The organism is Leclercia barmai (genome assembly GCF_049312895.1).
GTDB classification, from domain to species: domain Bacteria; phylum Pseudomonadota; class Gammaproteobacteria; order Enterobacterales; family Enterobacteriaceae; genus Enterobacter; species Enterobacter barmai.
Genome location: NZ_JBMNWZ010000003.1, coordinates 20476 through 33488 on the forward strand (window position 1 = coordinate 20476; position 13013 = coordinate 33488).

General features: G+C 52.4%; 12 protein-coding genes. 1 reads left to right on the top strand and 11 read right to left on the bottom strand.

The window, feature by feature from the left end:
• Position 1: 1 nt before the first annotated feature.
• The 11 genes from lpxD to rpsB form a co-directional block, all read right to left on the bottom strand.
• Positions 2-1027 carry a UDP-3-O-(3-hydroxymyristoyl)glucosamine N-acyltransferase gene (lpxD, locus tag ACOYA6_RS12825; protein WP_039030302.1) on the bottom strand — a complete coding sequence of 342 codons (1026 nt, stop codon included), beginning with the start codon at positions 1025-1027 and terminating at the stop codon, positions 2-4.
• 3 nt (positions 1028-1030) lie between these two features.
• Complete coding sequence (skp, locus tag ACOYA6_RS12830; protein ID WP_039030303.1) at positions 1031-1525, bottom strand: molecular chaperone Skp; 495 nt, start codon at positions 1523-1525, stop codon at positions 1031-1033.
• A 118-nt stretch (positions 1526-1643) separates the two neighbouring features.
• Complete coding sequence (gene bamA, locus ACOYA6_RS12835; RefSeq protein ID WP_039030304.1) at positions 1644-4061, bottom strand: outer membrane protein assembly factor BamA; 2418 nt, start codon at positions 4059-4061, stop codon at positions 1644-1646.
• A gap of 29 nt (positions 4062-4090) precedes the next feature.
• Positions 4091-5443: a sigma E protease regulator RseP gene (gene rseP / locus ACOYA6_RS12840; protein ID WP_039030305.1), complete on the bottom strand. Its 1353-nt coding sequence runs from the start codon at positions 5441-5443 to the stop codon at positions 4091-4093.
• An 11-nt stretch (positions 5444-5454) separates the two neighbouring features.
• Entirely contained in the window at positions 5455-6312 is an 858-nt protein-coding gene (cdsA, locus tag ACOYA6_RS12845; RefSeq protein ID WP_039030306.1) for a phosphatidate cytidylyltransferase, read from the bottom strand.
• 12 nt (positions 6313-6324) lie between these two features.
• Complete coding sequence (gene ispU / locus ACOYA6_RS12850) at positions 6325-7083, bottom strand: (2E,6E)-farnesyl-diphosphate-specific ditrans,polycis-undecaprenyl-diphosphate synthase (RefSeq protein WP_039030307.1); 759 nt, start codon at positions 7081-7083, stop codon at positions 6325-6327.
• A 185-nt stretch (positions 7084-7268) separates the two neighbouring features.
• The gene (ispC, locus tag ACOYA6_RS12855) at positions 7269-8468 is read right to left on the bottom strand and encodes a 1-deoxy-D-xylulose-5-phosphate reductoisomerase (protein WP_422654798.1); all 1200 of its coding nucleotides are present in this window, start codon (positions 8466-8468) and stop codon (positions 7269-7271) included.
• Between the two features lie 92 nt (positions 8469-8560).
• Positions 8561-9118, bottom strand: coding sequence for a ribosome recycling factor (frr, locus tag ACOYA6_RS12860; RefSeq protein WP_039030309.1), 558 nt, complete (start codon positions 9116-9118; stop codon positions 8561-8563).
• 168 nt (positions 9119-9286) lie between these two features.
• Positions 9287-10012 carry a UMP kinase gene (pyrH, locus tag ACOYA6_RS12865; protein ID WP_032616613.1) on the bottom strand — a complete coding sequence of 242 codons (726 nt, stop codon included), beginning with the start codon at positions 10010-10012 and terminating at the stop codon, positions 9287-9289.
• Between the two features lie 150 nt (positions 10013-10162).
• The gene (tsf, locus tag ACOYA6_RS12870) at positions 10163-11014 is read right to left on the bottom strand and encodes a translation elongation factor Ts (RefSeq protein WP_039030310.1); all 852 of its coding nucleotides are present in this window, start codon (positions 11012-11014) and stop codon (positions 10163-10165) included.
• 117 nt (positions 11015-11131) lie between these two features.
• Positions 11132-11857 (bottom strand): 30S ribosomal protein S2, encoded by a 726-nt coding sequence (gene rpsB, locus ACOYA6_RS12875; protein ID WP_103178332.1) that lies wholly within the window; start codon positions 11855-11857, stop codon positions 11132-11134.
• A gap of 321 nt (positions 11858-12178) precedes the next feature.
• Here rpsB and map point away from each other — a divergent pair, with 321 nt between their 5' ends.
• Positions 12179-12973: a type I methionyl aminopeptidase gene (gene map, locus ACOYA6_RS12880; RefSeq protein WP_138370465.1), complete on the top strand. Its 795-nt coding sequence runs from the start codon at positions 12179-12181 to the stop codon at positions 12971-12973.
• The last annotated feature ends 40 nt before the right edge of the window (positions 12974-13013 follow it).

Here is a 13013-nt window from a genome sequence, read left to right on the forward strand (position 1 = left end):
CTTAGTCTTGTTGATCGATTTTGCGCTCAATGGCCTTGAGGCGCTTACTCATATCATCAATATTCATCACCAGGGCGGCAGTTTTACGCCACACCTTGTTAGGCTGCAACGGAATACCTGAGGAGTAGACGCCCGGTTCGGTGATAGGACGCATAACCATGCCCATACCGGTAACCGTGACCTTGTCGCATATTTCCATATGCCCGTTAATTACGCTGGCACCGCCAATCATACAGTAACGGCCAATCTTCAGGCTGCCAGCCATAATAACGCCACCGGCAACCGCAGTATTGTCGCCAATCACAACGTTATGTGCAATCTGGCACTGGTTATCGATGATAACACCATTACCGATAATCGTATCATCAAGCGCACCACGGTCAATTGTCGTGCAGGCGCCGATTTCGACGCGATCGCCGATGATCACCCGGCCAAGTTGCGGGATCTTAATCCAGTTACCACGATCGTTGGCATAACCGAAACCATCCGAACCGATGACGGTGCTGGACTGGATCAGGCAATTTTCGCCAATTTCGATCTCATGATATACGGAGACATTGGCCCACAGGCGAGAGCCTGCACCAATTTTTGTTTTTTTACCGACGAAGCAACCGGCGCCAATGACCACATTATCGCCCAGCACCACGTCTGATTCGATAACCGCATTTGCACCAATTGATACGTTGTTACCCAGCTTCGCCGTCGGGTCAATCACCGCACTGGGTGCGATGTTTTGCGCCGGCTGCGGCGTGGTATCCAGAATTTGTGCCATACGGGCATACGTCAGGTAGGGGTTCTTCACTACCAGCGCAGCACCTGCGGCAAACGGCAAATCGTCCTGCGTCATGACGACAGCAGACGCCTGGCAAAGGGCCAGATGTTCACGGTACTTAGGGCTTACCATGAAGGTGATATTGCCTGCTTTAGCAGATTGCATGGACGCAACAGCGGTGATGACGATATCGCCATCACCGTGTAATTCTGCATCCAACTGCTGAGCTAAATCAGCGAGTCGAATTGAAGGCATTACTTATTTAACCTGTTTCAGGACATCAGCGGTGATGTCTTTAACATCGCTGCTGTTGAATGCAACGGCATTAGCATCAACAACCAGATCGATGCTCTGATCGGCAGCAACAGCTTTCACAGCGGACTGGATACGGGTAACCAGCTTGCCGCGTTCTTCGTTAGAACGACGCTGACGATCCTGCTCAAAAGCTTGCGCTTTCTGAGAGAAAGTCTGACGCTGAGCCATTACATCTTTTTCCAGCTTGCTGCGGTCGCTCGCTTTCATGGTAGAACCATCGCGCTGCAGACGCTGCATTTTGGATTGCAGATCGTTTTCCATACCCTGCAGTTCGCTTGCACGGCTTTTGAACTCGCCTTCCAGCTTGGCAGAAACACCGGTTTTCTGCGCAACCTGCTGGAACAAGTTACCCATATTGACGATTGCAATTTTGTCCGCTGCCTGAGCAGAAGTTGCCATCGCTAAACCGAGACCTGCAGCTAATAACCACTTTTTCACAATTAACTCCTTACCATCCCATTGGTACCCGAGGGTACCGTTCTTTGCGTGGCAAGGCGATCCTGCGATCGCCAGTTGTCAGCGCTACACTGCCAACGCATTCCGTTGCAACGGACAATTACCAGGTTTTACCAATGTTAAACTGGAACTGCTCCGCTTTGTCTCCCTCGTATTTCTTAAACGGCTGGGCGTAGGAGAAGACCAACGGCCCCAGCGGTGACATCCATTGTAGTGCGAGACCGGCAGACATACGAATATTGCTCGGATCGCTGTAGTCAGGAATGCCCGCAGCTCTCGTTTCAGCCGTATTCTGCCAGTTAGTATCCCATACGGTACCTGCATCCAGGAAGAACGAGGTACGTACGGAATTGGCATACTTATCGCTGATGAACGGCGTAGGAGTAATAAACTCCAGGCTGGCGACACCCATGGCGTTACCGCCCACTGCATCATCAGAGCTACATACTTCGCTAGAAGACGCCTTATCGCAGTTATCTTCGTCGTTGCCGCCGTAGTAGGCCGCTTTCGGACCAATGTTATTGGACTGGAAGCCACGTACGGTGCTGGAACCACCGGCGTAGAAGTTCTCATAGAATGGCAGTTCTTTGCCACCTAAGCCATCGCCGTAACCCCAACGCGTACGACCCAGAACCACCCATTTATGATCTTCGTCGATCGGGAAGTAGGACGCAGTATCCAGCGTAACCTTGTAGAACTCGTTATCCGAGCCCGGGATTGTCACTTTACCGTTCAGGTTGACGCGCGAACCTTCGGTCGGGAAGAAACCACGGTCGAGGCGGTTGTACGTCCAGCCATAGTTGAAGGTGAAGTCATCGGCGGCAAAGCCGTTGTCATCATTCGAGGTGCTGGCAGGCTGTCCGATAGAGTCCAGATAACGCCACATTGCCACCTGCGGCTGCATGTTGGACAGGTCGTTATGCACATAACCTAAGCCCGCACGCAGGGTGTTGTATTCGTTGATCGGGAATCCGAGCGTACCGTCTAAGCCGTAACTTTTGTTGGTATACGAAGACAGGTCCGCATCATCCGCTTTAAAGTCGTTATAGAAAATACGACCGCCCAGACTCACACCATCAACGGTGAAGTAAGGGTTTGTCACGGAGAGTTCAGAGTAAGTCTGGTAGTCGTTTTTGGTTCCGTTGATACCGACGGAGTAACCTGTACCTAACCAGTTATCCTGCTGTACGCCCACCTGGAAGCTGACACCACTCTCTGTGCCGTAACCGACACCAAAGTTAAAGCTACCGGTGTTACGCTCTTTAACCTTGTAAACGACGTCGACCTGATCCGGTTTACCTGGAACACGCTGGGTGTCGGTATCAACCGTTTCGAAGTAGCCCAGACGGTTCAGACGCTCTTTACCCTGATCGACCAGGTCGCTGCCCAGCCAGGCCCCTTCCATCTGGCGCATTTCGCGGCGCAGTACGGCATCTTTGGAGGTATCATTACCCTCAAAGCGGATCTTACGCACGTAGAAACGGTTGCCCGCATCGACGTTAACGTGGAGCTTAACGGTTTTATCCGTATCGTTAATTTCAGGCTGGGTCTGAACGCGCGGGTAAGCATAACCATAACGGCCGAGCAGCTTTTTAATGCCGTCTTCCATTTTGGTCACTTTCGAACCGCTATAGAGTTCACCCGGCTGCAATTTGGTCAGGCTTTCGATCTCAGCAGAGTGACCCGCCAGGTTGCCACTCACTTCAACACCTGAAAGCTTGTACTGATCGCCTTCGGTAATGTTGACCGTGATGTAGATACCCTTCTTGTCCGGCGTCAGGCTAACCTGAGTCGAGTCGATGTTGAAACGGGCATAACCACGGTCCAGATAGTAGCTGCGCAGGGTCTCGAGATCGCCCGCCAGTTTCTGTTTCTGGTATTTACGGTCGCCCACCACGTTCCACCACGGCACTTCGTCACGCAGCTGGAACGTTGAGATCAGTTCATCGGTGCTGAACGCGTGGTTACCCACGATGTTGATCTGCTGAATCTTCGCGGAAACACCTTCCTGGAAGACCAGTTTCAGATCGACACGGTTACGCGGCAGTGGCGTCACAACCGCTTTTACGCTCGCGCTGTATTTACCGACGCTGTAGTAGAAATCTTCCAGCCCTTTCTCGATATCAGACAGGGTGGTGCGATCCAGGGATTCGCCGACACGGACGCCAGAGGCCTCGAGGTTCTGCTTGAGCATATCGTCTTTCACCGACTTGTTGCCGGAGAAGGTGATGCTGGCAATTGTCGGACGCTCTTTTACCTGAACGAGCAGCGTATCACCATCGCGCAGAACGCGTACGTCCTCGAAGTTGCCGGTGGCAAACAGGGCGCGAATGGTATTACTAATGTCTTCATCATTAACCGTGTCGCCTGGGCGCACTGGCATACTGAGGAGGGCCGCACCAACGGCGACTCGCTGAAGGCCTTCGAAATGAATATCTCTCACTACGAACCCGTCAGCACCGTATACGGTCGCGCTGCTAAACAGCAGCGACGCTATGAGCAACTTTTTCATCGCCATCGTTATTATGCGTTCTTCCTAACACTCTCTTACAACCGAGAGAAATCATTGAAAAGTGCAAGCCCCATTAACAGCACCAGTAAAATCGAACCAATGCGATAACTAAAGTCTTGAACTCGCTCGGATACCGGCCCGCCTTTTAGCTTCTCTATCGCTAAAAACAGCAGATGACCCCCGTCTAAGACGGGAAGTGGGAACAGGTTGATTATCCCGAGGTTTACGCTAATGAGCGCCAAAAACATCAGATAGTAAATCACCCCGAACTCTGCTGACATCCCAGCCCCCTGAGCGATCGAGATCGGCCCACTGAGGTTGTTCAGTTTTACGTCACCGGTAATCAATTTACCCAGCATCTGCACGGTCAGCTTCATCAGTTGCCATGTTTTATCCGTGGCTTCAAGGATGGCGCTGAACGGCCCATACTGGCGTATTGTCTTGTACTCATCAGGCAGCGGGATCACTTTAGGCACCACGCCTGCGAATCCTTCAGCCTTACCGCCGCCCGGTTTGGTATCCGGAATCAACGTTAAGGAGAGCGGACTCCCCTGCCTTTCTATCTCCAGCGCCAGTGGCGTACCTGGGTTATCGCGCACCAGAGTAACAAAAGTCATCCATTGCGTTAAAGGCTGACCATCGACTTTAACGATCCTGTCGCCTGCTTGCAAACCTGCTTTACGCGCCGCTGAATCAGCCTGGACTTCTGCCAGCACCGGTTCAATCTGTGCGCCACGTGGCCGAATGCCTAATGCCGCAACGGGATCTTCTTTATCCGGCTCAAAGGTCCAGTGGCGTAAATCCAGAATTTTGTCCTGACGCTGGTCAGAACCGAAAGGCGACACGCTGACGGTCGTCTTCTCATCGCCAATTTTAGCCACCAGTTGCAACCGAACGGCATCCCAATCAGGGGTTTCGATACCATCAATTGCTTTAAGTTCCATGCCCGGATTAATTTGCGCGCTTGCCGCGATGGAGTTGGGCGTAATTTCACCAACAACCGGACGAACACCAGGGACACCGATGATAAACACCAGCCAGTAAGCAAAGATGGCGAAGATGAAGTTTGCAACCGGACCGGCAGCAATAATAGCGGCGCGCTGGCCAACCGTTTTGTTGTTGAACGCGTAGTGGCGCACTTCAGGCGCAACCGGCTCTACGCGTTCATCCAGCATTTTGACGTAGCCGCCTAAGGGGATGAGGGCAATAACAAATTCTGTGCCGTGGCGGTCGTTACGACGCCAGAGCGCTTTACCAAAGCCAATGGAAAAGCGCTCAACACGCACGCCACAGCGCCGAGCAACCCAGAAATGGCCAAATTCATGCACCGTGATTAGTACACCCAGTGCAACAATGAACGCCGCCAGATTCCAGAGAATGCTAAGCATAAAACCTTCCGTTAAATCGTCCCAAACACCAGTAAAAACAGGCAGGCAAACACGGGAACTGCTGCCGTCAGGCTGTCTATGCGATCCAGGATACCGCCGTGCCCTGGAATGAGATTGCCACTGTCTTTGATCCCTGCTTCACGCTTAAACATACTCTCGGTCAAATCACCCAGCACGGAAGCCAGCGCTGCAACGATTGAACAGACCAGTAATGTTGCCGGTGCGACCTCGAGGTTGGCCCATACACCATAACCCCAGGAGATAATCGCCGCCGTAAACAGACCGCCGATAAAGCCCTGCCAGGTTTTACCCGGGGAGACCTTCGGGGCCAGTTTATGTTTGCCAAACAGTTTACCAAACATATAGGCGCCAGAGTCAGCCCCCCAGACGAGAATCATGACATAGAGCAGCCATAACGCGCCGCTGTAAGGGTTGTCGTCGTAGTGCCAGGTACGGAGGGCAAGCATTCCCCAGAAGAAAGGAACGATGGTGAACAGCCCAAAACAGAGGCGCAACACTTTAGAGTTACGCCACAGCGAGGCAGAGCCCGGATAGAAAAGCACCAGCAGCAACGCTGCCAGCCACCATCCTAGCGAAAGCCAGAGCGAACCTGCAATGATCGGCTGATGAATATTGTGATGGTACTCTGGCAGCATAAAGAGCATCAGCGCCAGCATCAGGCCGCACAGCACCGCCAGCCATACCCGCTGGGAACGCGAGGTAAAGCCGCTAAGCTGTCCCCATTCCCACGCCGCCAGCATGCAGACGACCAGTGTGACAATAGCAAATCCCACCGGAGGCAGTAAAAACAGCGCTGCGATGACAACAGGTATTAAAACAAACGCAGAAATCAGGCGATACTTCAGCAAAAGCTACCCCCATCAGGCGTTGTCGCCACCAGGCTCGGTACCACCGAAACGACGCTCTCGATTGGCAAAGGCATGCAGCGCACCTTCAAAGTCTTGTTCATCAAAATCGGGCCAAAGAACATCTGTAAAGTAAAGTTCGGCATAGGCAATTTGCCACAGCAAAAAGTTACTGATGCGATGTTCTCCCCCTGTCCTAATTACTAAATCCACGGGTGTCAGTTCACTCATGCAGATTTGCTTGCTCAGCGCCTCTTCATCAATCTGGTCCGGCCTTATGAGCCCTTCCTGAACCTGTTCAGCCAATTGCCGCACACCCTGGACAATATCCCAACGTCCGCCATAATTCGCCGCGATATTGAGCGTTAAGCCGGTGTTTTGCCCGGTTAATGCTTCCGCTTTACGAATGCGTTCCTGCAGACGTGAGTTAAAACGACTGGTATCGCCGATAATCCGCAGGCGAACGTTGTGGCGGTGCAGGCTTTTTACTTCGCTGTCGAGCGCCCACACGAACAATTCCATCAACGCGCTAACTTCCTGCGCAGGTCGATTCCAGTTTTCACTGCTGAAAGCATAGAGCGTTAACGCGTCAATGCCGTTATTGGCGGCAAAAGAAACAGCGCGGCGCACAGATTTTGCCCCAGCTTTATGCCCAAAGGCTCGGATCTTCCCTTGTCTTTTCGCCCAGCGGCCATTGCCATCCATGATGATTGCTACATGACGACAGCCATGAGCTGGCAAGTTTTCGCTTATTGGTTGGTTCGCAGACAACATAACGCGTTTTTGGTCCCTGAAAGGATTTAACGGTACTCAGGAATACTGAAGCCTTTACGTAAAAAAGCCGTGTCATACCACGGCTTACCTGACCACGTAACGTCAACAACCCGCAATCAGGTGGCGCAGACTATATCACTGAAGCCCAACGCTAACAAATGGCATGACCACCTGCGGGTGGATTATCACCAGCTTGCGAGGTGCGTCACCGCTTTTTGCGCCGTGGCTCTGGCGTTCGCATCGACGGTCAATACGTCATCCACACTTTGCGGTTCGCGTAAATCCATCGCCTCAAGAACAGACAGGTTCAGTGCAGCGATATCCGTAAAGCGGATCCGATTATCAAGGAAGGCAGCGACAGCGATTTCGTTCGCCGCGTTAAGTGCGGTCGTTGCCGCCTGCCCCTGCTCGAAGGCTTCCATCGCCAGCTTCAGGCACGGATAGCGCTGATAATCAGGCGCGCTGAAGGTCAGCGCACTCAGTTTACAGAAATCGAGCGGCTTAACGCCTGAAAGCACGCGGTTCGGCCAGGCCATGGTATGGGCGATAGGCGTACGCATATCGGGTTCACCTAACTGTGCCATCACGCTGCCATCACGATAACGTACCATGGAGTGGATCACCGACTGCGGGTGAATCAACACTTCCATCTGCGCTGCCGAGGCGTTGAACAACCAGCGGGCTTCAATATATTCCAGACCTTTATTCATCATGGTGGCCGAATCAACGGAAATTTTACGCCCCATCGACCAGTTCGGGTGACAGCATGCCTGATCCGGGGTCATTGAGACCAGTTCAGACAGCGGTGTGTCACGAAACGGGCCACCAGACCCGGTAAGCAGGATAGAAGAGACGCCATTCTGCTCGAGATCAGCGTACCCCAGGTTCTCCTGAAAGGGTTGCGGTAAACTCTGAAAAATCGCGTTATGTTCGCTATCTACCGGCAAAAGACGCGCGCCATTGCGCTTCACGGCATCCATAAACAGACGACCACAGGTCACAAGGGACTCTTTGTTTGCCAGCAAAACGGATTTTCCGGCATCGATGGCGGCAAGCGTCGGCAGCAGTCCCGCCGCACCCACGATAGCGGCCATTACCTGGTCGACGTCATCCAGCGCGGCCATTTCGCAGGCAGCCTCTGGCCCGCTTAACACCTCGGTGCGACTCCCCTTCTCCGCCAGCAACGCCTTAACCTGCCGGGCGCTCGCTTCATCATCCATCACCGCGTAGCGCGGGGTAAACTCCAGACACTGTTCCACCATACGGTGAACATTTTTGCCTGCGACAAGGGCGGCCACCGCGTAGTGGTCTGGGTTATGGCGAACAACATCGAGAGTGCTGCAACCAATGGAGCCGGTCGAGCCAAGGAGAGTTAATTGCTTCATGAGATGCCCGGAATAGTGAACCAGAAAAGCAAAACGCCGCCAGCAAAGCCCAAAGGCCTTCTGTACGGCGTTTTATCAGATTACGACAGAAATCAGAACTGCATCAGCTCTGCTTCTTTTTCTGCCAGCGCCGCGTCAATTTTCTTGATAGCGGCATCAGTCAGTTTCTGAACGTCGTCCTGAGAACGGCGATCGTCGTCTTCACTGATCTCTTTCTCTTTCAGCAGCGCCTTTACTTTATCGTTCGCGTCACGACGAACGTTACGCACGGAAACGCGGCCCTGCTCGGCTTCGCCACGAACCACTTTGATCAGGTCTTTACGACGCTCTTCGGTCAGCGGTGGCAGCGGAACGCGAATATCGGTGCCTGCTGAGCTTGGGTTCAGACCCAGATCGGACGCCATGATCGCTTTCTCAACGGCCGGACCCATAGAGCGGTCGAACACGTTGATTTTCAGCGTACGGGTATCTTCAACCGTAACCTGCGCCAACTGACGCAGCGGCGTTGGCGTACCGTAGTATTCCACGACGATGCCATCCAGCAGGCTTGGAGAAGCACGGCCAGTACGAATTTTGCTGATTTGGGTTTTGAACGCTTCTACACATTTGTCCATGCGTACTTCAGCATCTTTTCTGATGTCGTTAATCACGTTACGAATCCTTGAAAACTTGTCTCAGGCAGACTATCCGCCAGCACAGCTGCTACAGGTGTGCTAAGTATAGTCGCGTTTAATTCATGACAACGCCAAAGGCGCGTCCAGGTAAGATATCACTACAATGTAGAGCGGAATCTTACCTGTATTTATCGTCAACGGAAATTACTCCGTGATCAAAGTGCCTTCTTTTTCGCCCATAACAACGCGGCGCAGTGCGCCAGGCTTGTTCATGTTGAAGACACGAATCGGCAATTTGTGGTCGCGGGCCAGCGTGAAGGCGGCAAGATCCATCACTTTCAGCTCTTTATCCAGTACTTCGCTGTAGGTCAGCTGATCGTACATGGTTGCAGCAGGATCTTTTGCCGGATCGGCAGTAAACACGCCATCCACTTTGGTGGCTTTCAGTACCACATCGGCTTCGATTTCGATACCGCGCAGGCAGGCTGCGGAGTCGGTCGTAAAGAACGGATTACCCGTACCGGCGGAGAGGATCACCACGCGGTTATTGCGCAGCAGGCTGATCGCTTCGGCCCAGCTGTAGTTATCACATACGCCATTCAGCGGAATAGCGGACATCAGGCGCGCATTCACATAGGCACGATGCAGGGCATCACGCATTGCCAGGCCATTCATGACCGTTGCCAGCATACCCATGTGATCGCCCACAACGCGGTTCATGCCGGCTTTTGCCAGACCTGCGCCACGGAAAAGGTTACCACCGCCAATGACTACGCCAACCTGGATGCCCAGTTCAACCAGTTCTTTGATCTCCTGCGCCATGCGGTCAAGGATGCTTGCGTCAATACCGAAGCCTTCCGACCCCTGCAGCGCTTCGCCACTCAGCTTAAGCAGAATGCGTTTGTAAACGGGTTTTGCATTGGTAGCCATATTTCTTTCCTGGGACTGTCAACGATTAAGATGGGGGTTAATTCTGGCGACATGTTATATCGCAATTCAACACAGACTCTATAGGCGCCTGGCTGATTTACACAGACGTACACAAAAAGAAGCCGCCCTCAGGCGGCTTCTTTTCGCTGATTAAGACTGCTTGGACATTGCAGCAACTTCTGCTGCGAAGTCAGTCTCAACTTTCTCGATGCCTTCGCCCACTTCGAAGCGGATGAAGCCAGTTACGTCAGCGTTGTGCTCTTTCAGCAGCTGAGCAACAGTTTTGCTTGGATCCATAACGAATGGCTGGCCAGTCAGAGAAACTTCGCCGGTGAATTTCTTCATGCGGCCTTCAACCATTTTCTCTGCGATTTCTTTTGGCTTGCCAGACTGCATGGCGATGTCCAGCTGAACCTGGTACTCTTTTTCTACTACTTCAGCAGACACGTCTTCTGGCTTAACGAATTCTGGTTTGCTTGCAGCGATGTGCATTGCCAGCTGTTTAACCAGCTCTTCGTCAGCGCCTTTAGCAGCAACCAGAACACCGATACGTGCGCCGTGCTGGTATGAACCCAGAACGTCGCCTTCCAGAGAAGAAACGCGACGGATGTTGATGTTCTCACCGATTTTAGCAACCAGAGCAACACGTTCTTCTTCGAACTGTGCTTTCAGAACTTCAACGTCAGTGATTTTGCCAGCAATAGCTGCGTCCAGAACTTTGTTAGCAAATGCCTGGAAACCGCCATCTTTAGCAACGAAGTCAGTCTGGCAGTTAACTTCCAGAATGATGCCGTAGGTGCCGTCGATCTTAGTGATGATCACGCCGTCAGCAGCAACGTTGCCTGCTTTCTTAGCTGCTTTGATCGCACCGGATTTACGCATGTTTTCGATTGCCAGCTCGATGTCGCCGTTCGCTTCAGTCAGCGCTTTTTTGCAATCCATCATGCCTGCGCCAGTACGCTCACGCAGCTCTTTTACCAGGGATGCGGTAATTTCAGCCATTCTTAAATCCTCGGGAGATGTGAACTGCCCGGCCAGCGGCCAAACAGTATAAATTGAAAAAAGGGGCCGATAATGGGCCCCTATTCATACACGGTACTAATAAGGGGTAGAACCTTATTATTCAGCTTCTACGAAGCTTTCTTCCGCCTGAGAAGCCAGATCCTGGGAACGGCCTTCACGAACGGTAGTAGCTACAGCGCTCAGGTACAGGCTAACAGCACGGATTGCATCGTCGTTACCCGGGATAACGAAGTCAACACCGTCCGGATCGGAGTTGGTATCAACGATTGCGAATACTGGGATACCCAGGTTGTTAGCTTCTTTGATTGCGATGTGCTCGTGGTCAGCATCGATAACGAACAGCGCGTCTGGCAGGCCGCCCATATCTTTGATACCGCCCAGGCTGTTTTCCAGCTTGTCCAGCTCACGAGTGCGCATCAGCGCTTCTTTTTTGGTCAGCTTTTCGAAAGTACCGTCCTGAGACTGGGTTTCCAGATCTTTCAGGCGCTTGATAGACTGACGAACGGTTTTCCAGTTAGTCAGCATACCGCCCAGCCAGCGATGGTTCACGAAGAACTGGTCGCAGCTGTTAGCAGCTTCTTTCACAGCTTCGCTTGCAGCGCGCTTAGTACCAACGAACAGAATCTTACCTTTACGGGAAGAGATCTTGTTCAGCTCAGCCAGGGCTTCGTTGAACATTGGTACAGTTTTCTCAAGGTTGATGATGTGAACTTTGTTACGTGCGCCGAAGATGAAAGGCTTCATTTTCGGGTTCCAGTAACGGGTCTGGTGACCGAAGTGAACACCAGCCTTGAGCATGTCGCGCATGGAAACAGTTGCCATGTTTTAAAACCTCTATTTAAAAGTTGGGGTTATGCCTCCACGTATCCCATATTACCGACCCCAAAGGGCACCCCGGAATATGTGCCGATACGTGTGTGTTGTTACACAAAGTGAGATTTGTCGCTCCCGTCCATCCTGTGTATCTGAAATGGATCGGAAGTCCGGCGCGCTTTATACCACAAAACGCTACCCGAAACCAACAATTGTTGGCCGTGTGTGCGGTAAAGGAATCTCAATTTGGCAGCATGTGCGCCAGACTGATACCATTGACAACACTTAGACTAGTATTGTCGAAAAAAACGACACTGATGGACAGATTACATGGCTATCTCTATTAAGACACCTGAAGAAATTGAAAAGATGCGCGTCGCCGGTCGTCTGGCCGCTGAAGTGCTGGAAATGATCGAGCCATTCGTTAAGCCGGGCGTCAGCACCGGCGAGCTGGATCGTATCTGTAACGACTATATCGTGAACGAGCAACATGCGGTTTCCGCCTGCCTCGGCTATCACGGCTTCCCGAAATCCGTTTGCATCTCTATTAATGAAGTGGTCTGCCACGGCATTCCGGATGACGAAAAACTGCTGAAAGATGGCGATATCGTTAACATCGACGTGACCGTCATTAAAGATGAATACCACGGTGACACCTCTAAGATGTTCATCGTCGGTAAACCGACCATTCTGGGTGAGCGTCTGTGCAAAGTGACCCAGGAGAGCCTCTACCTGGCGCTGAAGATGGTTAAACCCGGCATTCGCCTGCGTACCCTTGGTGCGGCTATCCAGAAATTCGTTGAAGCCCAGGGCTTCTCTGTGGTGCGCGAATACTGCGGTCACGGCATTGGCCGTGTCTTCCACGAAGAGCCACAGGTTCTGCACTATGATGCCGATGACGGCGGCGTGGTGCTGCAGGCGGGCATGACCTTCACCATCGAGCCGATGGTCAACTCAGGTGATTACCGCATCCGTACCATGAAAGACGGCTGGACGGTGAAAACCAAAGACCGGAGCTTGTCTGCCCAGTACGAGCATACTATTGTGGTGACAGACAACGGCTGCGAAATTCTGACGTTACGCAAGGATGACACCATCCCGGCGATACTCTCGCAAGACGCATGATAAGAAGCCGGCAAATGCCGGCTTTTTTAATGGCTATCGT